This is a genomic window from Sphingopyxis sp. (genome assembly GCF_025869345.1).
GTDB lineage: Bacteria > Pseudomonadota > Alphaproteobacteria > Sphingomonadales > Sphingomonadaceae > Sphingopyxis.
Genome location: NZ_JAOZVW010000023.1, coordinates 53822 through 76781 on the forward strand (window position 1 = coordinate 53822; position 22960 = coordinate 76781).

General features: G+C 65.4%; 21 protein-coding genes. 6 read left to right on the forward strand and 15 right to left on the reverse strand.

What is annotated here, in order from left to right:
* Nucleotides 1-9: 9 nt before the first annotated feature.
* The 15 genes from OJI97_RS02415 to OJI97_RS02485 form a co-directional block, all read right to left on the reverse strand.
* Complete coding sequence (locus tag OJI97_RS02415; protein WP_297660802.1) at nt 10-867, reverse strand: phytanoyl-CoA dioxygenase family protein; 858 nt, start codon at nt 865-867, stop codon at nt 10-12.
* A 101-nt stretch (nt 868-968) separates the two neighbouring features.
* Nucleotides 969-1475 (reverse strand): DapH/DapD/GlmU-related protein, encoded by a 507-nt coding sequence (locus tag OJI97_RS02420; protein ID WP_297660805.1) that lies wholly within the window; start codon nt 1473-1475, stop codon nt 969-971.
* Nucleotides 1469-2794, reverse strand: a complete 1326-nt coding sequence (locus OJI97_RS02425) for a lipopolysaccharide biosynthesis protein (protein ID WP_297660808.1) — start codon at nt 2792-2794, stop codon at nt 1469-1471. The genes OJI97_RS02420 and OJI97_RS02425 overlap by 7 nt, the downstream gene beginning before the upstream one ends.
* Nucleotides 2760-3830 (reverse strand): pseudaminic acid synthase, encoded by a 1071-nt coding sequence (gene pseI, locus OJI97_RS02430; RefSeq protein WP_297660810.1) that lies wholly within the window; start codon nt 3828-3830, stop codon nt 2760-2762. The genes OJI97_RS02425 and pseI overlap by 35 nt, the downstream gene beginning before the upstream one ends.
* Nucleotides 3827-4474 carry a formyltransferase family protein gene (locus OJI97_RS02435; protein WP_297660812.1) on the reverse strand — a complete coding sequence of 216 codons (648 nt, stop codon included), beginning with the start codon at nt 4472-4474 and terminating at the stop codon, nt 3827-3829. Before OJI97_RS02435 ends, pseI begins: the two co-directional genes overlap by 4 nt.
* Complete coding sequence (pseG, locus tag OJI97_RS02440) at nt 4475-5581, reverse strand: UDP-2,4-diacetamido-2,4,6-trideoxy-beta-L-altropyranose hydrolase (protein ID WP_297660813.1); 1107 nt, start codon at nt 5579-5581, stop codon at nt 4475-4477.
* A gap of 13 nt (nt 5582-5594) precedes the next feature.
* The gene (gene pseF / locus OJI97_RS02445; RefSeq protein WP_297660814.1) at nt 5595-6290 is read right to left on the reverse strand and encodes a pseudaminic acid cytidylyltransferase; all 696 of its coding nucleotides are present in this window, start codon (nt 6288-6290) and stop codon (nt 5595-5597) included.
* Nucleotides 6287-7450: a UDP-4-amino-4,6-dideoxy-N-acetyl-beta-L-altrosamine transaminase gene (gene pseC, locus OJI97_RS02450; protein WP_297660816.1), complete on the reverse strand. Its 1164-nt coding sequence runs from the start codon at nt 7448-7450 to the stop codon at nt 6287-6289. Before pseC ends, pseF begins: the two co-directional genes overlap by 4 nt.
* Complete coding sequence (pseB, locus tag OJI97_RS02455) at nt 7450-8448, reverse strand: UDP-N-acetylglucosamine 4,6-dehydratase (inverting) (RefSeq protein ID WP_297660817.1); 999 nt, start codon at nt 8446-8448, stop codon at nt 7450-7452. The genes pseC and pseB overlap by 1 nt, the downstream gene beginning before the upstream one ends.
* 140 nt (nt 8449-8588) lie before the next feature.
* On the reverse strand, nt 8589-9602 hold the full coding sequence (locus OJI97_RS02460; RefSeq protein ID WP_297660818.1) for an SDR family NAD(P)-dependent oxidoreductase: 1014 nt from the start codon (nt 9600-9602) through the stop codon (nt 8589-8591).
* A gap of 2 nt (nt 9603-9604) precedes the next feature.
* Nucleotides 9605-10891 carry a hypothetical protein gene (locus OJI97_RS02465; protein ID WP_297660819.1) on the reverse strand — a complete coding sequence of 429 codons (1287 nt, stop codon included), beginning with the start codon at nt 10889-10891 and terminating at the stop codon, nt 9605-9607.
* A gap of 29 nt (nt 10892-10920) precedes the next feature.
* Nucleotides 10921-13116: a polysaccharide biosynthesis tyrosine autokinase gene (locus OJI97_RS02470; RefSeq protein ID WP_297660821.1), complete on the reverse strand. Its 2196-nt coding sequence runs from the start codon at nt 13114-13116 to the stop codon at nt 10921-10923.
* Between the two features lie 18 nt (nt 13117-13134).
* A complete protein-coding gene (locus OJI97_RS02475) occupies nt 13135-13872 on the reverse strand; it encodes a polysaccharide biosynthesis/export family protein (RefSeq protein WP_297660823.1) in 738 nt (245 codons plus the stop codon).
* Nucleotides 13873-13948: 76 nt separating this feature from the next.
* On the reverse strand, nt 13949-15295 hold the full coding sequence (locus OJI97_RS02480; protein WP_297660824.1) for an O-antigen ligase: 1347 nt from the start codon (nt 15293-15295) through the stop codon (nt 13949-13951).
* Nucleotides 15296-15463: 168 nt separating this feature from the next.
* Nucleotides 15464-16240 carry a metallophosphoesterase gene (locus OJI97_RS02485; protein ID WP_297660825.1) on the reverse strand — a complete coding sequence of 259 codons (777 nt, stop codon included), beginning with the start codon at nt 16238-16240 and terminating at the stop codon, nt 15464-15466.
* 286 nt (nt 16241-16526) lie between these two features.
* On the opposite strand from OJI97_RS02485, the gene wecB reads away from it, so the two are divergent.
* From wecB to hslU, 6 genes are all read left to right on the forward strand, one after another.
* Nucleotides 16527-17645, forward strand: a complete 1119-nt coding sequence (gene wecB / locus OJI97_RS02490; protein WP_297660826.1) for a non-hydrolyzing UDP-N-acetylglucosamine 2-epimerase — start codon at nt 16527-16529, stop codon at nt 17643-17645.
* Nucleotides 17632-18927, forward strand: coding sequence for a UDP-N-acetyl-D-mannosamine dehydrogenase (gene wecC, locus OJI97_RS02495; RefSeq protein ID WP_297660827.1), 1296 nt, complete (start codon nt 17632-17634; stop codon nt 18925-18927). The genes wecB and wecC overlap by 14 nt, the downstream gene beginning before the upstream one ends.
* Before the next feature lie 99 nt (nt 18928-19026).
* Nucleotides 19027-19839 carry a class I mannose-6-phosphate isomerase gene (locus tag OJI97_RS02500; protein ID WP_297660828.1) on the forward strand — a complete coding sequence of 271 codons (813 nt, stop codon included), beginning with the start codon at nt 19027-19029 and terminating at the stop codon, nt 19837-19839.
* Nucleotides 19840-19861: 22 nt separating this feature from the next.
* Complete coding sequence (locus OJI97_RS02505; protein WP_297660829.1) at nt 19862-20935, forward strand: mannose-1-phosphate guanylyltransferase/mannose-6-phosphate isomerase; 1074 nt, start codon at nt 19862-19864, stop codon at nt 20933-20935.
* 56 nt (nt 20936-20991) lie between these two features.
* Nucleotides 20992-21558, forward strand: coding sequence for an ATP-dependent protease subunit HslV (hslV, locus tag OJI97_RS02510; RefSeq protein ID WP_297660830.1), 567 nt, complete (start codon nt 20992-20994; stop codon nt 21556-21558).
* Between the two features lie 2 nt (nt 21559-21560).
* On the forward strand, nt 21561-22862 hold the full coding sequence (gene hslU / locus OJI97_RS02515; RefSeq protein ID WP_297660831.1) for an ATP-dependent protease ATPase subunit HslU: 1302 nt from the start codon (nt 21561-21563) through the stop codon (nt 22860-22862).
* Nucleotides 22863-22960: the final 98 nt, after the last annotated feature.

Sequence of the window (22960 nt, forward strand, 5' to 3'; positions counted from 1 at the left end):
AAAACACGATCAGATAATCCTGTTCACATATTCGTTATGGTGATCGCGAGCGATGCGTCGCTTGCGCGACATGAAGATCGACGGCACCACCGAATAGCGGACCTGGAGGAGCAGGCGCCGGCGGCCAGTCGGCAATTGCCCCTTGTGCAGGCCATAGGTGTCTTCGAGGAAGGCGGTGCCCGCGGGGCCGGTAAAACGATGGACGCTTTCGGCCCCAAAGGCGGCCTCGATCTCCTCGTCCTGATAGCGCCGGCGTTCGAGGCATATGTCGCGATCGTGCGTGTGCCGGACGAAGGTGTGCGGCCCGCAATCCTCCTCGACATCGGTCAGGTAGATGAACAGTTTTAGGAAGCGGATCGAATCATTGTCGCGGTGATAATATTGCTCGTTCTCCGCCTCGTCATGGCCCGGCAGCGACCACCAGGCCTTGATGCTGTCGATCGTCGGCATACAGCCGAAATAGCTGCTGACCGCGCCGATCACGCGCGGATGATTGGCGATTTCCAGCACCTCGGGAATATCGATGATGTCGTCGATGTCGGCGACATGCGTCTGCGCCGGGATCGCGTTGTGGCCGAAGCGCCCCAGTTCGGGGCGCCAGCGGTCGCGGCATTGCCGCTGCTCCAGCGTCGCGCGCAATTCTTCGACCCACGCCCGGTCGACCAGGCCGTCCAGCATCGCAAAGCCATCGGCATCGAGCGCCGCGACATCACTCGCCTCGCCGTTCCGGTCGGCGCGCGGCCGCGTCGCGGCGACCCATGCCGCCAGCCGGCGGCGCCACCGCGACGGGCGGATTCGCTGCTGCACCTCGTGAAAGGCGTGGATGTAAAGCGGCGCACGGCGGCGCATGACATAGGACGCGGTCATCGCGGGCTCCTTTCGACTTTCCCTTCGGGCGCGGTGCATCCGGGCCGCGTTAGCACAGCCGCCGCGCATGGCACAGGGTCGCATTCGCGCCTGTCCATGGCTCAGCCCCCGACGCGCCGGTCGAGCTGGCGCGGCGCCTGACCGACCAGGATCGCACCGGGGGGAACGTCGCGCGTCACGATGACGCCCGCGCCGATCACCGCATTCTCGCCGACCGTCACCCCGCCGAGCACCATCGCCCCGGCGCCGATCCAGGCGCCGCGCTTCAGCACGATCGGCCGCGAGACGTGCGGATAGGGCAGCGGCTGGTTCAGGTCGAGCCCCGCCGTCTCGATCGTCGCATATTGAGAGATGCGGACATAATCCTCCATCACCACCGGCGCATGGGCCCCGACGATCACGCCCGGCCCGATCCGCACATGGTCGCCGATGCGGATATTCTCGCGATATTTGAACTTGGTCGACAGCGAGAAGGACAGCTCGCGCGAGCCGGGGAACCAGGCGCGTATCCGGCAATAGGTGCGCCACGCCGTCCAATAATGATCGAACAGGTCCAATCCGCCGCTGAGCCAGGAGAAGGGCGGCCCCGTGACGATCGATCTCAGCATCGGACTTCCTTCCCCTGCGCCATCGCCTGACGGGCGAAATAGCTTTTCAGCGCCAGTTGCACCGCCGCGGTCGCCGCGAACACCGTGACCGCTCCCGGCAGGCCGAACATCGGCACCGCGACCAGATTGGCCGCCACGGCGCACGGTGTGGTGATCACCGAAATGCGCATCAACAGGGCGTCGCGCCGTTCGGCATAAAGCTGGAAATGCGGCACCAGTCCCGCCACCATCAGCAGATTGCCGAGCAGCAGGCCATAGAAGATCGGCAGGATCGCCGCATATTCGGGCCGGTGGAGCTGATCGAGCAACAGCGGCATCAGGGCGATCAGACCGAGCGAGATCACCAGCGCCAGCCCGACCGAGCCCTGCCACATGCGGCGGCGGATAAAGGCGGCGGCCGGCGCATCCGAATGGCGCACCGCGTGCAGCAGGCGCGGCAGCAGGATCGCGACCACCCCCGTCTGCACAAAGGTGAGCAGCGTGTTGGCGAAGCTCTGGTAAAAGGACAGCAGCCCGACCTGCGCCTCGCCCAGGTGGAACTGGACGATGAAGCGATCGGCATAGCTTTGCACCTGGGTGAGCAGCGCAACCGCGAAATAATGCCGCGCGCTGCCAAAGGCGCGCCGCCCCCAATCGGCGCTGAACGGTTGCAGCGGCCACAGCAGCGCCCGGACGTGCCACAGGCCGAAAGCGACCGCGATCGCGGTGCCGGCGGCCCAGCAAGTCAGGATCGCGTCGACCGGCGCCGACAGCGCGGCGGGGGATCGCGCGATCAGCACCACCGCGGCGGGCATCCACGCCGCGCTTCGCACCAATTGCAGGAAATTGCTCGCCACCGGCTTCGACAGGACGATCAGGTAGCGCCCGAGTTCCTGGCACAGCGCCTCGCCGAGCAGGACGAGCGCGAACAGCGCGAAGGAAAAATGCCCGGCGATGCCGGTCCAGACGAAGATGCCATAGGCGATCGGCAGCGACAGGGCATACATCAACAGGACGATGCGGAAATGGCTTTGCAGATGGCACGCCTGTTCGCCGCGATCCTCGCACGCGACGACTTCGCGCGTGGTGTAGCTGTGGAGTTCGACCCCGATCAGATAGACGAGCACGGTCGCGACGGTCAGCACCAGCGCATAGACGCCGACCGTCGCGGGGGCCGTCCATTTGGCGAGCGCAACCATGAACAGGAATTTGCCGGCCAGCAGCAGCGCGCGCAGCACCATGCTGACCGCGCCCGACAGGCGCAGGTTGAGCGGCTCCTCCGAGGCGCGGCCTATCGCCGGCGCATCAAGCCTGCGAAAGGACTGAAACCGCGAGGTCATCCATCACTACAGGCGTGCAGGCGGCGACGTCGCGTCGCAGCGTGGTTCCAATAATCTGGTCGAGATAGCGCGGCGCGATGCCATAGCCCGGGCGCACACTGCGGACGGCGTCGGCGGTGACGACGTCGCCGGCCTTCAGATCCTTTACGAAATAGAGCGAACGGCGGAATTTCACATTGCCGATCTCGCTCGACTTGCGGCCGTAATCGACCTGGCCCATCGCCTGCCACACCGTGCGGCTGTCGCGGCAGAGCGCTTCGAGCTGCGCGGGTTCGAGCGAGAAGCTGTCGTCGGGGCCGCCGCCCGAACGGTCGAGCGTGAAATGCTTTTCGATCAACGCCGCGCCGAGCGCCACGCTGGCGACCGCGGTGACATTGTCGAGCGTATGGTCGGACAGGCCGGTGACGATGCCGAAGCGGTCGGCCATGTCGGCCAGCGTGCGCAGATTATAATCCTCGGCCGGCGCGGGATAGCCGCTGACACAGTGAAGGATGGCGAGTTCCTTGCAGCCGCCGTCGCGCGCCGCGGCGATCGCTTCGCCGATCTCGTCCAGGTCGGCCATCCCCGTCGAGATGATCATCGGCTTGCCGGTGGCGGCGGCATAGCGGATGAGCGCAAGATCGACGGCCTCGAACGACGCGATCTTGTATGCGGGGGCGTTCAGATCCTCGAGCAGGTCGACCGCGGTCGTGTCGAACGGGCTGCTGAAGATGGTGATGCCCGCCTGCCGCGCGTGATCGAACATCGGCTTGTGCCAGTCCCACGGCGTGTGGGCCCATTGGTAGAGATCATAGAGCGTCCGCCCTTCCCAGAGGCCATCGGTGATCTGGAAATCGGGCAGGTCGGATTTCAGCGTCAGCGTATCGGGGGTATAGGTCTGAATTTTGATCGCGTCGGCTCCCGCCGCTTTCGCACGATCGATGATCTCGCGCGCGGTGTCGAGGTTGCCATTATGGTTCGCCGACATTTCGGCGATGATATAGGGCGGAAAATCGGCTCCGATCTGCCGCCCGGCGATGGTGATCGCGTTGGTCATTGCTGCTCTACCTTTTCGATTCTGATGCGATAGCGGTGTCCGAACAGGTCGAAAAACGCCGGATAGCGATCGGGGTCGCTGACCCGGATCAGGTCGAACTGCTCGGCCAGCGTCCGATCGGGGTCGAGCGCGCCGTCGGCGGGTCCCCGGCGCGGATAATAGGTGGGAACCGCCGTATCATCCTGCTCGACCGGCCGGCAGCTTCCGAAATTCCGGACGGCAAAGTCCATGAGGCTTAACTCCGCCTCGAAGATGGCATGGTTGATCTCGTCCCACAAGGCGTGGCGTGGAATGTCGCAGACCGCCTGGTGCCAGATCGCGCCGCTGTCCACCTTGTCCTCGGCCTCCAGCAGGGTAACGGTGATCTGCTCGCGCCCCTCCAATATCTGCCAGATATGCGGGCTCCATCCGCGTCCCAGGGGCAAGGCGCTCGCATGGATCACCAGCGTCGCGGCAAAACGCGCGCGAACCGCCGCTCCGACGAGTTCGGTGCAGGAGATGAGGAAGAGAATGTCTCCGCCCTCGAGTTCCTTGACGCTGCGCGCCAGCACGATGTCATGCGCCCGCGAATGCGCCTCGATCCACCGCGCGAGATAGGGGTTCACCGGATGATCGGACGAACTGCAGACAATGCCGATCTTCATCTAGCGGCCCTTCCGTCCGGTCATGGCGGCGACCACCCGCGCGCATCCGTCGCCATCGACGGTCGCAGCGGCCCTGCCCGACATGGCGATGACGCGATCGGCATCGCCGGCGAGATCCGCGACCGTTCGCGCCAATATCGCGGGAAAGCCCGCCGCGAAAGGGTCGCCGAGATTAATCGCGCATCCGGCGGCGTCCAGCGCGGCGGCAATGTCGCGCTGATTGTCCGCGAGCACGAGCATCACGGTCGGCAGCCCGAGCGCGCAGCGTTCCCACGAGGTGCTGCCCGCCGCGCCGATGGCCAGGTCGGCCGCCGCCATCTCGGCCGCCATGTCGTCGATTCCCTGCACCACCTGCGCCTCGAACGGCAGGGTCGCCGCAAGCGACCGCACGCGCTCGCCCCACAGCGCGCTCGCGCCCAGGACGACGCGCACGCGGAGCGATGCGGCGCCGTTCGCGGCAGCAAGCGCCGACAGCACGGCCGATGTCGCATCGTCGCGGTCGACGCCGCCGAGGTTGACGAGGACCGTCCGCACCGCTCCGTCCTGCCGCCGGAGCAGGCTCGACGCCCGCGCCGCGGCGAACTGGTCGCGCAAAAGCGCATAGGCCGGCCCCGCGAGCACCACGGCATCGGCGCGAACGAGCGGCGCATAATCCTGCGCCGAGCGGCCGAGATTCTGGTCGAGCAGCACATCGCAATCATGCGCCCGGTCGGCCAGATCGTCGATCGCCAGGATGCGCGCGCCGGTGCGGCGCATCGCGGTTTCCCATTCGGCGTCGAGTGCGTAATGATCGACGACCACCCAGTCGGGGCGAAAGCCGCGGGCGGCCTCCAGCGCCTCGGCGAGGTCGGCCGCGATGCTGGTTCCCAGCCACACCGAATGGGCGAGACGGCCGTCCGTCGCACCGCCCTCCCCCGCCGCCGCCGCCAGCAAGGTCACGCCATGCCCGCGCCGCGCGATCAGCGCCGCGAGATGGCCCGGATGCGCCCGGCACAGGAAATGCGCCGACGCCCCTTCGCCCGCCAGCGCATCGGCCAGCGTCAGACAGCGCATGACGTGGCCGGTGCCGATCTCGGTCGACGCATCGGTTCGGAACAGAATGTTCATGGCGCGGCCGCAATCACCCTTCGGCCTCGTCCATCAGCAGACCGAACAGCAATTCGGCGCGGCGCCAATCCTCCGGCGTGTCGATGTCCTGCACCCGGTGGCGCGGCATCAGCACCGGCACGGTGCGTTCGCCGAAGATGGGCCGTCCTTCGCTCCATGCGTCGGCGCGGCCCCAATAAAGCTGGCCGGCGTCGTGAAACGCCTCTTCCAGGTCCTGCGACCGGACGAGATAATTGGCCGGGTCGATCATCTCCAGCCGGCCGTCACGGATGCGGCACGCGCGCTGGATCGGAAAGGGAAAGCTCGTCGCCGAAACGACATAGTCGGCATCGGCGCCGTCGAGCCGCGCAAGCCCGTCGCGGATCAGCGCGGCGGTCACGAAGGGCGCGGTCGCGTAAAGACAGCATGCGCGCTCAACGGCCAGCCCGGCATTGCGGCACCAGCCGACGGCATGGGCCATCACTACCCCGGTCGGGGCGATGTCGTCGGCCAGGTCTGCGGGGCGGACAAAGGGGGTCTCGGCCCCGAAATCCCTTGCCACCCCGGCGATTTCCGCATCGTCGGTCGACACGATCACCCGCTCGAAACAGCCGCTTTCGCGCGCCGCCTCGATCGACCAGCCGATGATCGGCTTGCCGTGAAAGGGGCGGATATTCTTGCGCGGGATGCGCTTGCTGCCGCCGCGTGCGGGAATGATCGCGACATTCACGCGAGCACGGCCTCGACCGCTTCGAGGACCCGCGCCTGCTCGGCATCGGTCATCGCGTGGAACATCGGAATGCTGATCGCCTCGCGATAATAGGCCTCCGCCTCCGGGAAATCGGCGCGATCATAGCCGAAGGCCGCGTAATGGGGCTGGCGATAGATCGGGATATAGTGGAGATTGACCAATATCCCCCGCGCGCGCAGCGCATCGAACACGTCGCGATGCGAACGGCCGATCCGGTCGAGTTGCAGGCGGACGACATACAGATGCAGCCCCGAATGCCCGTCGGGATGCTGCCACGGCAGGGTGAGCGGCAGATGTGCGAGCATCGCATCGTAGCGGCGCGCAAGCTCGTGCCGCCGCGCGATGAATCCCTCGATCCGCGCCATCTGTGAATGGCCCAGCGCGGCCTGCATGTCGGTCATGCGGTAATTATAGCCGAGCATGACCTGCTGATAATACCATCCCCCGTCGGGTTCGTGCGTCATCAGGTCGGGATCGCGCGTGATGCCGTGCGAGCGGACCAGATTCATCCGCTCCGCCAGCCGGTCGTCGTTGGTCAGCGCCATGCCGCCCTCGGCCGAGGTGATGATCTTGACCGGGTGAAAGCTGAAGATGGTGATGTCGCTGTATCGGCCGTTGCCGATCGGTTCGCCCAGATAGGAGCCGCCGATCGCGTGCGACGCATCCTCGATCAGCGCGAAGCCATAACGGTCGGCCAGCGCCTTCAGGCGCCGCATGTCGCACGGCTGCCCGCACAGATGGACCGCGACGACGATCTTCGGCAGCCGCCCCTCGCGCTCGGCCGCCTCCAGCTTGGCGGCCAGCGCGTCGGGCGAGAGATTATAGGTCCGGGGATCGATGTCGACGAAATCGACTTCCGCCCCGCAATAGAGCGCGCAATTGGCCGACGCGACGAAGGTGACCGGCGTCGTCCACAGCCGGTCGCCGGGACCGAGGCCGAGCGCGAGGCAGGCGGCGTGGAGCGCGGAGGTCGCGCTGTTCATCGCCAGCGCGTGGCGCGCGCCGCAATGCCCCGCCACCGCGGCCTCGAACCGCGGAACCGCGGGCCCCTGCGTCAGGAAATCGGACCGCAGAACCTCGGCGACTGCCGCGACATCCTCGTCGTTTATATCCTGCCGGCCATAGGGGATCGGCTTCATCAGATCGCGCCGATCTTCTCACGATTGACGTCGAGCCAGTCGCGCAGCGCATCGTCGCTCATCCACTCGCTATTATTGTCGCTGGCATAGACGAAACCCTCGGGCACCTTGGTGCCGTCCTTGATCCGCTTCGGGCAGGTCGCCCAGTCGTTGATCGTCGGCAATATCTTGAAATGCTCGGGATATTCATAGGTGTAATAGGCGTCTTCGGCGCTGATCATCTGCTCGTGCAGCTTTTCGCCGGGGCGGATGCCGATGATGTCGTGCGTGGCCTCCGGCGCGACGACGCGCGCAAGGTCGGTGACCTTCATCGACGGGATCTTCTTCACATAGATTTCGCCGCCTTCCATGTCGGCGAAGGCGTGCCAGACGAGTTCCACACCCTGTTCGAGCGAGATCATGAAGCGCGTCATGCGCGCGTCGGTGATCGGGAGCACGCCCTTGTCGCGGATCGACAGGAAAAAGGGAATGACCGAGCCGCGCGATCCCATCACATTGCCATAGCGCACGACCGCGAAGCGCGTATCGTGCGCGCCCGAATAGCTGTTGCCCGCGACGAAGAGCTTGTCCGAGGCGAGCTTGGTGGCGCCATAGAGGTTGATCGGGCTGCTCGCCTTGTCGGTCGACAGCGCGACGACGCGCTTCACGCCGCGGTCGATGCAGGCGTCGATCAGGTTCATCGCGCCCATGACATTGGTCTTCACGCATTCGAACGGGTTATATTCGGCGGTCGGAACGATCTTCGTCGCTGCCGCATGGACGACATAATCGACTCCGTCGAGCGCGCGATAGAGCCGCTCGCGATCGCGAACGTCGCCGATGAAAAAGCGCACGCGCGGGTCGTCGGTGTATTTCTTCGCCATGTCCCACTGCTTCATCTCGTCGCGGGAAAAGACGATGATCCGGCGCGGGTTGTAGCGTTCGAGCGTCATCGGGATGAACGTGTTTCCAAACGAACCGGTCCCGCCCGTGATGAGTATGCTGCTATTCTCCAACATCCATTCTTCCTAATTTTGCTCGCGATCTTTCCAATAGCGCGACCGTGCGACATTCCGGCGACGCGCTTGCGCGATGCCCGGGATGAAACCGGGTCGCCGCTGCAAACGCCCGATCGGCAAACTGGCTCCCTGCACCCGGGCTATTTTCCATAATAATCCCGATACCAGCCCACGAACCGGGCGACGCCGTCGCGAACGTCGGTATCGGGACGATAGCCGGTCAGGCGCTGCAGCAGTTCGGCATTGGCCCAGGTCGCGGGCACATCGCCCTTTTGCATCGGCAGCAGATTCTTCTGCGCGACGATGCCCGTCGCCTGCTCGACCGCCTCGACGAACCGCGCCAGGCTGACCTTGTCGCTGTTGCCGATGTTGACCGTCCGATAGGGCGCGACCGGCGACAGGCTGTCGCCGTCGGCGATCTCCGCCGCCGAGACCGGGCGCTGCGGCGGCACGTCGATGAGCAGCCGGATTGCCCGGACAAGGTCGCCGACATAGGTGAAGTCGCGGTACATGTCGCCGCGATTATAGAGGTCGATCGGCCGATCGTTCAAAATCGCGTCGACGAATTTGAACAGGGCCATGTCGGGACGCCCCCACGGTCCATAGACGGTGAAGAAGCGGAACGCGGTCGTCGGCAGATTCCACAAATGGGCATAGGAATGCGCCAGCGATTCCATCGCCTTTTTCGTTGCGGCATAAACGGTAAGCTGCGTGTCCGCCTTGTCGGTCTCGACGAACGGCATCGTCTCGTTGGCGCCGTAGATGGAGGAGGTCGAGGCCAGCAGCAGATGCCCGGCCCCCACGCGCCGCGCCGCCTCGATCAGGTTGAACGAACCGACGACATTCGCGTCGATATAGGATCGCGGCGCTTCGAGCGAATAGCGCACCCCCGCCTGCCCCGCCAGATGCACGATCGCATCGGGCCGGAAGCCGTCGATCGCGCGGTCGAGCGCCTCGCGGTCCTCGAGCATCGCCTCGACGGCGCGAAAATTCGAATGCTCGGCGAGCAGACGGTGCCGCTCGCGCTTGAGCGCGACGTCATAATAATCGGTCATGCCGTCGAACCCGACGACCTCGAAACCATCGTCCAGCAGCAGTTGCGCCAGATGATAGCCGATGAAGCCGGCCGTGCCGGTGACGAAGACCCGTCGCATCGTCATGGCGCCAATATCGCCGGCCTGGGTGCCATCGAGGCCGCCACCGCCGGCGCCTCGCTGCCCGATGCCGCCGCGGCCAGCGACAGGCGGTTGACGACGATGTCCATTCCCGAACCGTCGTCGGGCACGGCGATATCGAGCGACAGCCAATACCAGCCGCAATCACCCGCCGGGACGGTGACGCGCACATTCCCCGCTTTGTCGTCGAGGAAAACCGGATCGATCGGAGCCGCAGCGACGCCGGTTTCGGCGCAGCGAAGCCGGACTGCGACCTGATGCGCCCCCCATTTCTCGAAAGCGCTGATCGACCAGGCGAGCGAATAGGCGCCCGGCGTCAATTGGATGAGCTGCTGCGCGGCGGAGCCCGACGATCCGGTGATCGCCCCCACGGAAAGCCCCGGCTCCTTGGGATAAATCGCCGAAACGATGTCGCTGCTGCTGCTCAGCCGCCAGTCGAACGGCTCCAGCCGCGACTGCGCGCGGAAGCGGTCGTTCCTCACCAACTGCCCCTGCGGTGCAAAGCTGCGGATATGATTGGCCGACGCCAGCGCCGACGCGAGGTCGAGCGCGGTATCGAAGCGCCCCGCGGCGGCAAGCGCCGCGAGCAGCCACTGTTCGTCCTGGTCGATCCGTGTCTGCCGCCACGGCGCGCGAATGAGATTCTTTCGAATGGCCGCCGCACGGTCGAGCGCCGGGGTATTCCTGACCGCGAGACGCCAGAACTCCTCGCGCCACGGCGGATCTTCGCCGACCAGCGGCGTGATCCCCTCGACCGCGCCGCGCAGCGAGAGCGACGCCGCCAGGCTGGCGACATAGGCGCGTTCGAAGTCGCGATTGGTCTTTGCCGTGCGGGACAGCCAGCGAAACATATGTACGGTGTCGCCTTGACGACCATAGGTTTCCGCAAGACGCCGGTTGACATAAGTGGTCCGCCGGCTGAGCTCGCTTACCGTCCGGAGATAGGCGAAATTCGTTGCGGGGTTGGCGACGAGGCGCGACGTCTCCAGCAACGCCAGCCCCGGAACCGACAAGGGCTCGCTCAAATAGGTCGTCAGCGCATTTTTTCGTTCGGCTGTGGTGACGCGGGCTGCCGGGTTGCGCGACAGCCGGGCCGAATAGCCGTTATAGGCATCATTCGCGGGCGCCAGCGTCGCGATGGGCCATGCGATAGCGGTCGCCAGGGGTGGCGCCTTCACCTGGTTCCCGATCACAAAGGTCGATACGCCGACGAACGCCGCGAAAAGCAGGCTGAGCAACAGAACAACGGTTCGGAGGACGATCCTCATACGGCCGGACTCTCGTTTTGCATGGTCCGTCAGGCTTCTTTATCCGACGAAGCGCCATAGCCATAACCATAGCCGTCGCCGTAACCATAGCCGTAGAGTTCGTTCTTCCTGCCGATCTTGGTGACGATGGCACCGAACAGGCGCGCGCCCGACATGCGCATGCGGGTCAGCGCAATGCGGATCGCGCGAATGGTCGTGCCGTTGGCCTGAACCGTGAAGATCACGCCTTCGACCTTCCGCGCCAGCAAGGGTGCATCGGCGAGCCCCAGCACCGGCGGCGCATCGATGATGACGTGATCGAAGTGCTGCAATTGGCCCTGAATCAGCCGGTCGAAACGATCGGAGCTGAACAATTCGGCGGCGTTGGGCGCCATCGGGCCGGCAGACAGAATATGAAAACCGAATTCGGGCACCGTGGAAATGACGTCGCTCAGATCGTCATCGCCGGCAAGGAAATTGCTGAGCCCGCGCTTGTTCGGCATCCCCAGCCGCTCATGCACGGAGGGACTGCGGATGTCGCCATCGATGAGCAATACCGACTTGCCGATCCCCGTCAGCACGGTCGCAAGGCTGATCGACGAGCTGCTCTTCCCCTCGCCCGGCCGGGTCGAGGTGATCATCAGGCTGCGCGGCGCGCCATGATCGGTCAGGAAGGACAGGTTGGTCTGGAGCGACAGATAGGCTTCGTAGAGCACCGACTTCTTGTCGGTGAGCGTGACGAGGAAATTATCCTCGTCGACCAGCGGGATCGCGCCGAGCAGCGGCATGCCGAAGCGGCGCGCCACGTCGGCGGGATCGCGGATCGAGCGATCGAGCTGTTCGAGCAGGAAGACGAGCAGCGCCGAAAGGCCGATACCCGCGAGCAGCGCCAGCGCCATGTTCAGGATCAGGCGCGGGCTGCTGGGAATGCGCGCCGGGCGCGGCTGCTCGACGACCGAAACATTGTTCGTGCCGACGCCGGCCGCGCCGATTTCCTTATAGCGCTGCAGCAGGCCGTCATAGAGCTGGCGATTGGTGTCGACCTCGCGCTGAAGGATCGCATATTCGATCGAGCGCCGCTGCTGCGCGCCATATTCGCCGACCAGCCGATCGAGCTCGGCCTGCAACTGGCGCTCGCGCTTCGCGGCGCTGTCATAGGCTTCGCGATTGCCCTGCCGCGACCGCGTCGATTCGGTCGACAGGCTGCGATCGAGCTCGGCCAGCTGCGCCTTCAGCGCCTGGATCTGCGGATAATCGTCCTCAAAGGTGGTGCGAAGATTGGCGAGATCGGCGGCGACTTCTGCCCGCTTCTGGCGGAGTGCGTTGATCGCAACGACATTTGTCGATCCGGGCCCGGACGCGGTGTTCGCAAGGTCGCTCTCGGCGGCGATCCGTGCCGCGCGGGCATCGCTGAGCGCCTTGTTGATCTCCTCGATCTGGCTGCTCGTCAGCGTCTTGTCGATCCGCGTCTTGCCGGTCGCGTCGGTTTGCGACGAAATCGTCACGATGTCGTTGGTCGTCGCATAGTTGATGAGCGAGCGTTCGGATTCCTCGACATTGCGGCGCAGTTCGCCGATGCGGCGCTCAAGAAAGCGCCGGGCGTCCGACGTCGCCGCAAAACGGCGATCGGTGTTCGCCTGCATGAACTGCTTCACCCAGAGATCGGCGAGCTTTGCCGACAGGGCGTTCGAGGGCGTCGAGAAGCTGATGTCGACCAGGCTGGACGTGCGCACCGGATTAATCGAGACATTGTCCAGCAGGATAGCCACCGCGCGGTCGGTCGCCGCCTGCCGGCTCTGGCTCGTCGGCCGCTCGCCGTCGGCTTCGCTCTCCAACTCATAGGCCGCCGTGAACGCCTTGTCCGACAGCAGATTGCCGGCGCGAACGACACGCTCCGCGAGCGAGCGCGATTCTAGCAGCGAATATTGCGTGTTGTAGAAGGCGACTTCGTTCGAAAGCATCTTCTCTCGCGCGCCCTCGACCGATGTTTCCACCGGGCTGTCGGGAAGAATTTCGATCCGCGAGGTCGATGTATAGAGCGGCGTCATCAAAAAGGTGGCGAGCAACCCGAACAGCAGGCAGCCCGCGATCGTCCCCAACACCCAGTATCGGTGGTTCATCAGCGCGATGTAGGCCGATTCCAAAAGGTGCGGATCGAACAGGCCCCGCTCTTCCGTCGCCTCGATGGAATTGAGCACGGCATCGCGCGGCGCGGCGCCGTCCGCAGATCTGATCGCTTCGGTCATTCCGATTATTGCCCTGCTCTACAGATTGTTGCCGAGGATGATCAGCGGCGTCGTCAACAGCGGCGAAGCCTGCAGAATATCCTTGAACATGCGGCGCTGCGGCGAATCGCCGACCACGACCACATCGTTCGGGAAGATTTCGGGGTCGGCATAATTGCCGCGGCGGATCGCGCCCAGGTTATAGACGCCGACGAACTTCTGACCGCCGACCTCGCGGAACACGAGCACGTCGTCGAGCTTCGCATATTCGGTCAGGCCGCCAGCGAGCGCCACGGCGCGCATCAGCGTCACGCGGCCCACGACGGGATAGCTGCCGGGCTTTTGAACCTGCCCGTCGACCGCGACCGAAAGCGACTGGAGCGCAAGCGGATTGACCGACGATTTGAAGTTCACCGTGACCTGGGGATCGCGAACGTAGCGGCCGCGCAGCTTCTGCGTGATGTCCTCGGCGATCGCCGACGGGGTCTTGCCGGCGGCCGCCACGGTTCCGACCAGCGGAAAGGAGAAATTGCCTTCGCCGTCGGTCATGATGTCGCGCTGCATGTCGGGAACGCCGAAGACTTCGACGCGCAGCTCGCTGAACGGGCCGATGAAGGACAGGCGCGTCGATCGCACCACGTCGCCGCCCTCGGGTTCGGGAAGCGAGGGAAGCTGCGTGATATTGAAACTCGGATTCGACGCGACCGGCGGCGGCGCTTTCACACAGGCCCCCAGCAGGAGCGCGGCGAGCAGGATGATAGGACGAACCAGACGCATAAAATCCTCATTTCCGGCCCGCTTTTCAGCGCGCCACGCACCTCGGCCGATATTCCGGTCGGCCGTATTCTCCGGACTATTCGGCCGATCCGGTCGATACCCGGAATTTCGCCAGCAATACCAGCAGAATTGCGACAAATGCCTGCAACGACGGGACGCGCAGCGGATAATCGACAATACTTGCGATCGCGAAGATCAGGAGCACGACGGCGATCGGCAGACGAACGTCGCCGCGGCGGTCCAGCGTCCGCCATCCGCCATGGCCGCGAAACTGCAGCGCGGTCCACACCAGTCCCGCAACCAGCAGCAGCACCGCCGGCAGCCCCCCGGTGATCAGCAGTTCAAGCCAGTCGTTGTGGGCATTGTTGAAATATTGGACGCCCAGCATCGCGTCGGGCTCGAATATCAGGAATACCCAGCGGAACGACCCGAAGCCGCTGCCCCACAACCAGAAACGATCCGCCATATTCAGAACGACGGGACCGGCCTGCGTGCGCATGTCGGCGGCGACCGACAGGTCGGCGAGCCGGCTCAGCGAATTCATCTGGTTCGAGGCGAGGAACAGTCCCGCGACGAACAGCAGCAGCACCCACGGCGCGGCGAGCTTCGCGATCGTGAGCGCCGCCGGTTCGCGGCGCGTTCCGCGCGCCTTGGACGCGGTCTGGCCGCGCTGTTTGCGCTGCGCCGACCACACCATATAGTGCGTCGTAAGGAATGCGATGCCGCCGACAAGAAGGCCGGCGCGCGATCCCGTGGTCAGGATGATGGTCACGAACAGGGCGATCGCGGCCCCCAGGCCGATGACGACCATCGCCTGCCGTTTCCGCTTGAGCAGCTCGTCGCGCAGGAACATGGCCGTAATGACGAGGATCGCCGCCAGAAAAGCGGCGCTGTGGTTGCGGTTGGCAAACAGGCCGACCATCGAATCGACGTTGGTGATGCGATAGAGATAGGCGGGCGACCCCGCCCCGCCCATTTTCTGCAGGACGCCTGCCGCGACGCTGATCAGCGCGATGCCGACCACATATTTGAGCGCGTCGCGAAGCTCGGCGAAGGTCAGCGTCCCGGCAAGCACCAGCGCGCAAACGGGAACCGTGAGCGAAAGCAGGCTGTTCCAGGTCATCGACGGCGCGAAGCTGATCGGGCGCGACAGATCGGGATAGCCGAGCATCGCATCGAGCCTCGCGATCACGTCGCGGCGCGGCAGCGCGGCCCACCAGTCGTGCGGCAGCGGAACAAGCTGGACGATCATCCAGAGCGCGGCACCCGCCAGCAACAGCACCGGCACCCTGACGCTTCTCCAGTCCCCCGGCCCGAGCGACAGCAGGCCATAGCCGATCAGCATCGCCGCCAGGCCGCGCAAAAAGGGCAACGACGCCAGGTCGGACCGCGAGCCGCCGCCCAACAGAAAGACGGCGAACATGAAAAAGAGAAAAACCCACACCGGCGCTCGAAACGAGGGCAGATATCCCCGGTTGCTCAGTTTCATGATGATAGCGAACTTCCGGTGGTCATGGGAATGCACAATCGTCGATTGGCGGTTCTTGGGTCGGACCCGGCCCTTATCCGGGGCCTTGGGTCGAGACAACCCTTAATTCTCGGCTCTTAGATACCAAAGCTCTTCGCCTTCTATGCCGATCGCCGTCAGGCGGCCCGACATGAAGGCGCCGGTATCGATCCCGATCCGGTTGATCTGGATGTCGGGTTCGTCGGTAATGGTATGGCCGTGAATGACCAGTCCGCCATGATCGCTGAAATCGTCCAGGAACTCTTCGCGTATCCAGCGCATGTCGTGCACCTTCTGGCGTTCCAGCGGAACGCCGGGACGCACGCCCGCATGGACGAAGACGAAATCGTCGATCTGGATCAGATCCTCGCCGGCATTCAGGAAATCGATATGCGCCTGCGGCACGTGCCGGGGAAGCTGCGCCGCCAGCGTCTCAAAGCAAAGGGAATCATAATCCTCGTCCGCGGGCCAATAGCTGCGCATCGTCGCATCGCCGCCGATGCGGGAAAAATAGCGCACGCGACGCTCGCTGCCGGTCAGGGCGGCCAGGAAACATTCTTCGTGATTGCCGACGATCAGGTGCAGATCGTCGAATTCCTGCCCGAGCGCGATGGCGCGATCCACCACCTCGGCCGACTGCGGCCCGCGATCGACCAGATCGCCGAGCAGGATGATCGTGACCGCGGCCTTGCCGTTCGCGGCATCGCGCGCAGCCGAGTCCGCGCGTATCCGGTCGATGATGCCGGCAAAAAGATCGTCGCGACCATGGATGTCGCCGATCGCATAGATACGCCGGCCGTCGGAAAGGCGGTGACGTCGCCGCTCCACGACATTGGCCGGCTTCGTTCGATTCCAAAACACCAAAACTCATCCTGTTCAAATGCGTCCGCCCCCATGCGGCTTGCGCGCACGACGAAACGCCTCCTGCCGTAGACCGGAGAAGCATCGTCCTCAATGATCGAAAGACGATCCGGTTCCCTCAAATCGAAAGAAAAGCCGCCGGATCGGTCCGGTCCGCCCTTGATCGACCGGCAAACGGCGGCAACGCGGCGCGGGAAACGCCGCGCTTAAACCTATCGGCAAGATATGCTTTCTATATAATCCCGCATAACCCCGCTCCCGGTTTTCGATGGTTAGAGAGACGATGATGAAAATTATGACAGTTTTCGGGACCCGCCCGGAAGCGATCAAAATGTTTCCCGTCGTCCATGCCTTACACGCCCGTAGCGAAGTCGAGGTTCGCGTATGCGTCACGGCCCAGCATCGCGAGATGCTCGACCAGGTGCTCGCGATCGCGCGGATCGTGCCCGACATCGACCTTGACGTCATGACCCCGAACCAGTCGCTCGACGCGCTTCTGGCGCGGCTGGTGACGGGCCTTGGCGAAACCCTTGATGCCGAGAAGCCCGACCGCATCCTCGTTCACGGCGACACGCTGACCACGATGGCGGCGACGCTCGCTGCCTATTTTCGCAAGATTCCCGTCGGTCATGTCGAGGCCGGGCTGCGCAGCGGCAATATCTATCATCCCTGGCCCGAGGAAGTGAACCGCAGGGTCGCCGGCGCGGTCGCGGACCTGCATTTCGCGCCCACCGAAACCGCCGCAGCGGCGCTCCGCGCCGAGAATGTGCCCACCGAGCGCATCCACGTCACGGGCAATACCGTGATCGACGCCTTGCTCGCGACCGAGGCGCGCATCGACGAAGAGCCGTCGCTCGCGGCTGGGCTCGACCCGTTGCTGGCGCGCTTCGCGGGCCAGCGCATCATCGCCGTCACCTCGCACCGGCGCGAGAATTTCGGCGACGGCATGAAAGCCATCGCCGACGCCATCGCCGGCATCGCCGCGCGGAGCGACGTCGCGGTCGTCTTTCCCGTTCATCCCAACCCGCATGTGCGCAGCGCGATGGAGCCGATACTCGGCGGCCTGCCCAACGTCGCGCTGATCGATCCGCTCGACTATCCGCACTTCGTTCGCCTCCTCGGCGCCTCGACCCTCGTTCTCACCGACAGCGGCGGCGTGCAGGAGGAAGCGCCATCGCTCGGCAAGCCCGTCCTCGTGATGCGCGAGACGACCGAGCGGCCCGAGGGTATCGAAGCGGGCACCGCGCGGCTCGTCGGCACCGACAAAAATCGCATCGTTTCGGAAATTTTCAGCCTTTTGGACGATGAAGGCGCCTATAACGCCATGGCGCGCGCGCATAATCCCTTCGGGGACGGCCGCGCCGCCACACGAATAGCGGAGATTGTTGCGCGTGCCCATCGATAACGACCAGCAGGTTACCGTCCTCGGCCTTGGCTATATCGGCCTGCCGACCGCCGCGCTGATCGCGCGCTCGGGCAGCCGCGTCACCGGCATCGACGTCAGCCAGCACGTCGTCGATACCGTCAACAACGGCAAGGTGCATATCGAGGAAGTCGATCTCGACGGCCTCGTCCAGGGCGTCGTGTCGCGCGGCGCGCTCGTCGCTTCGACCAACGTCGCGCCCGCCGACGTCTTCGTCATCGCGGTGCCGACCCCGCATGACGAAGATCATCGCCCCGACATCAGTCACGTCCTCTCTGCCGCGCGCGCGATCGCGCCGAAGCTCGAGGCGGGCAATCTCGTTATCCTCGAATCGACCTCGCCCGTCGGCACCACCGAGAAAGTCGCCGCGCTGCTCGCGGAGCTTCGCCCCGACCTCAAGGTACCCGGCGCCTGCACCGGCGCCGCCGACATCTTCGTCGCTTATTGCCCCGAGCGCGTGCTGCCGGGGCGCATCCTCGTCGAACTCGTCGATAACGACCGCTGCATCGGCGGCATTACGCCGCGTTGCGCGCGCCGTGCGATGACCTTCTACCGCCAGTTCGTGCGCGGCGCCTGCGTCACCACTTCGGCGCGCGCCGCCGAAATGGTGAAGCTGGTCGAGAACAGCTATCGCGACGTCAACATCGCCTTCGCCAACGAGCTGTCGATGATGGCCGAGCATCTGGGCGTCGACGTATGGGAGGTGATCCGCCTCGCCAACCGCCACCCGCGCGTCAACATCCTCCAGCCCGGCCCCGGCGTCGGCGGTCACTGCATCGCAGTCGATCCCTGGTTCCTCGTCCACGGTGCACCCGAGCACAGCCGCCTGATCCGCACCGCGCGCGAGGTCAACCTCGCTAAGACCGCGCACGTCATCGGCGCCGCCGAAATGCTCGTCTCGCAGCATCCGGAGGCGCGCGTCGCCTGCCTCGGCCTCGCGTTCAAACCCAATATCGACGATTTCCGCGAAAGCCCCGCGGTCGAGGTCGCCGCGGCGCTCGCGCGCCGTTTCGGACAACAGATCCGGATCGTCGAGCCTTACGCGCGCGGCCTGCCGGTCGAGTTCGCGGGCACCGGCACCGAGTTGATCGACCTCGACAGCGCGCTGGCGGAATGCGAACTGCTGATCGTTCTCGTCGACCACGATCTCTTCCGGTCGATCCCGCTCGAAGAACGCAGCGACAAGATCGTTTACGACACGCGCGGGCTCTGGCTCGATCAGCCGAGCGGCGCGACCGGCAACCGCCTGCACCGGGCGGCCTGAAGCTCTTGCTCGTTTTCGCGCAACGAAGCGCGCCTTGTCGGGTTATGGGTTGATCCCCCCGATCGCCATCCCGGCGAAAGGAAACAGGTCCGACTTCCCATGCCCACGCTGACTCGCCTTGAAACCATCGTCGTCGAAAAGCCGTGGGGGCGCACCGACATCCCGGCCGCTTTCGGCGATTTCGACGGGCGGCGCATCGGCGAGATATGGTTTGCGCATCCGGCCGGAGAGAATGCGCCGATCCTGGTCAAATTCCTCTTCACGTCGGAACGGCTGTCGATCCAGGTCCACCCCGACGACGACGCGGCAAGGGCGGCGGGCTATCCGCGCGGCAAGGAGGAATGCTGGTTGGTGGTGGATGCCGAACCCGGCGCCGAACTCGGCGTCGGCCTCGCTGCGCCGACGACGCGCGAAGCGCTCCACGATGCGGCGCTCGATGGTTCGATCACCGGCATGATCGACTGGCGTCACGCGGAGGCCGGCGATTTCGTCTATAATCGCGCGGGAACGATCCATGCGATCGGCGGCGGGCTGACGATCGTCGAGGTGCAGCAGAATGTCGACTGCACCTATCGCCTCTATGATTATGGCCGCCCGCGCGAACTGCATCTCGATGCGGGGCTCGCGGTCGCCACGCTCGGCCCGCGGCCCGACCCGCGCGATGGCCGCCTCGCCGCAGCCGACAATCGCCTGCTCGTCGACGGCCCGCATTTCCGGCTGCTGCATCTCTCGGGCCCGGCGGCCGCATCCGTGCTGCCGCAGGAACCCGGAGACTTCATCTTCGTTCCGCTGTCACAAGGATGCAGCATAGCCGGCGAAGTGGTGAATGTCGGTGAATGCGTGACAACGGACCACGCCGGCGCGATTGCGCTGGCCCCCGGTGCCCGCGCGCTGCTGAGTTGGCCTGCCTGATTTCCTTCCCTATAGGATCAAGATGAGCAAGATCGTTCCCGTCATCCTCTCCGGCGGCTCGGGCACTCGCCTGTGGCCGGTATCGACCGGCACCGCGCCCAAGCAGTTTCAGCCGCTGACCGGCGGCGACAGCATGTTCCTGCAGACCCTGGGCCGCGCCGTCGATCGCACCCGTTTCGCCGCGCCGCTCGTCGTCTGCGGCCCGGCGCATGTCGCGCATGTCGAGGCTGACCTCGCCGCCGGGGGCATCGCCGACGCGCGGATCATCGTGGAGCCCGCCGCGCGCAACACCGCGCCGGCGATTGCGCTCGCGGCGCTCGCGACCCTGGCCGACGATCCCGCTTCGACGATTCTGGTCATGCCCGCCGACCATGTCATGACCGACGTGCCCGCTTTTCTCGACGCTATCGAAGCGGCGCGCCCGGCGGTCGAGGCCGGGGCGCTCGCGACCTTCGGCATCACCCCGTCGCATCCCGAGACCGGCTATGGCTATATCGCCGCGGGTGATCCCCTGGCCGAGGCGCCGGGGGTCCGCGCGGTGCGGCGTTTCGTCGAGAAACCGCCGCGCGACAAGGCCGAGGCGATGCTGGCCGTGGGCGGGCATTATTGGAATGCCGGCATCTTCCTGATGCGCGCCGACCGTTTCCTTGCCGAACTCGAACGGCAGCATTCGGCGATGGCCTCCTCCTGCGCGGCGGCCGCCGCGAAGGCCCGGCGCGACGGTGCCCGAATCCACCCCGATCCCGACGCCTTTCTCGCCAGCCCGGCGGACTCGATCGATTATGCGGTGATGGAGGGCGCCGAACGCGTCGTCGTCGCGCCCGTCGATCCCGGCTGGTCGGACGTCGGCGGCTGGGCGGCGCTCCACGAGCTCGGCGACAAGGACGGGTCCGGCAATGTCCGCATCGGCGAGGTGATCGCGATCGACGCAACGGACAATTATCTTCGCGCCTGCGAGGGCAAGCGCGTCGCGGTCGTCGGCGTTTCCGGCCTGATCGTGGTGACGCACGGCGACGACATATTGGTGATCCCGCGCGAGCGGGCGCAGGAGGTCAAGGCGATCGTCGAATATCTCGCGACAAATCCGCCGCGCTGAGCGCGCTACGCCCCCTCCCCTTGCGGCCCCGCCCGCCATCTCCCATATCCCCGCCCATGACCAATCCTCATGCGCAAAGTGCCGCGCCCTGGCACGGAACCACCATCCTTTCCGCCCGCAATGCTGACAAGGTCGTCGTCATCGGCGACGGTCAGGTATCGATGGGCCAGACGGTGATGAAGCCCAATGCGAAGAAGGTGCGCCGCCTCCACGACGGCAGCGTCATCGGCGGCTTCGCGGGCGCCACCGCCGATGCCTTCACCCTGTTCGAGCGGCTCGAGGCCAAGCTTGAGCGCCACAACGGCCAATTGCTCCGCGCCGCGGTCGAACTCGCCAAGGACTGGCGCACCGACAAATATCTCCGCAATCTGGAAGCGATGATGATCGTCGCCGACAAGGAGGTAACGCTCGTCATCACCGGCAACGGCGACGTGCTCGAACCCAAGGGCGGGATCGCCGCGATCGGATCGGGCGGCAATTTCGCGCTCTCGGCGGCGCGCGCCCTCGCCGATTATGAGAAAGACCCCGAGGTGCTGGCACGCAAGGCGATGGAGGTCGCCGCCGATATCTGCGTCTACACCAACGACCAGTTCACCTCCGAAACCATCGAAATCCGGAAATAAGCATGAACAAGGATCTGACTCCGAAGGCGATCGTCGCCGCCCTCGACACGCACATCATCGGCCAGAACGCCGCGAAGCGCGCGGTCGCCGTCGCGCTGCGCAACCGCTGGCGCCGCCAGCAGCTTTCGCCCGATCTGCGCGACGAGGTGAGCCCCAAGAATATCCTGATGATCGGCCCGACGGGCTGCGGCAAGACCGAGATCTCGCGCCGCCTCGCCAAGCTCGCCGACGCGCCTTTCATCAAGGTCGAGGCGACCAAATTCACCGAGGTCGGCTATGTCGGCCGCGACGTCGAACAGATCGCGCGCGATCTCGTAGAAGAAGCGGTGCGCCTCGAAAAGGACCGTCGCCGCGGCGCCGTGCGCGCCGCCGCCGAAGAAGCCGCGATGGAGCGATTGCTCGACGCCCTCACCGGCAAGAGCGCCAGCGAGGCGACGCGCCAGAGTTTCCGCCAGCGCATCCGCGAAGGCCATCTCGACGACAGCGAGGTCGAGGTCGAGGTCGCCGACGCGCCGAACATGCCGTTCGATCTGCCCGGCCAGCCGGGGCAGATGAGCATGATCAACCTGTCGGACATGCTCGGCAAGGCCATGGGCGGATTGCCCAAGAAACGCCGCAAGCTGAAGGTGATCGAGGCCGCGACGCGGCTGATCGAGGAAGAACAGGACAAGCGCCTCGACCAGGACGATGTCGCGCGTGTCGCGCTCGCCGATGCCGAGGCGAACGGCATCGTCTTCCTCGACGAGATCGACAAGATCGCGGTCAGCGACGTGCGCGGCGGATCGGTGAGCCGCGAGGGCGTGCAGCGCGACCTGTTGCCGCTGATCGAGGGCACGACGGTCGCGACCAAATATGGCCCGATGAAAACCGACCATATCCTGTTCATCGCGTCGGGCGCCTTCCACGTTGCCAAGCCGAGCGATCTGCTCCCCGAGTTGCAGGGCCGCCTGCCGATCCGCGTCGAACTCGGCGCGCTGACCGAGGAGGATTTCGTCCGTATTTTGAGCGAAACCAAGGCCGGGCTTCCCGAACAATATGCCGCGCTGCTCGGCACCGAGGGCGTGACGTTGAGCTTCACCCCCGACGCGATCGCGCGCGTCGCAAAGCTCGCCGCCGAGGTCAACGAAAGGGTCGAGAATATCGGCGCGCGCCGCCTCCAGACGATCATGGAGCGGCTGGTCGAGGAAATCAGCTTCACCGCCGAGGACGTCCCCGACACGACGCTCGCCATCGACGCTGCTTATGTCGACAAGCAGCTCGCCGATGTCGTGGGCGACACCGACCTCAGCAAATATGTGTTGTAGGGTGTGACGTCTGCTTTGGGGTGGGAAGCGGCCCCTCCCCACCTTCGTCATTCCCGCGAAAGCGGGAACCCAGGGCGTGCGTCGGCTGACCCCACACT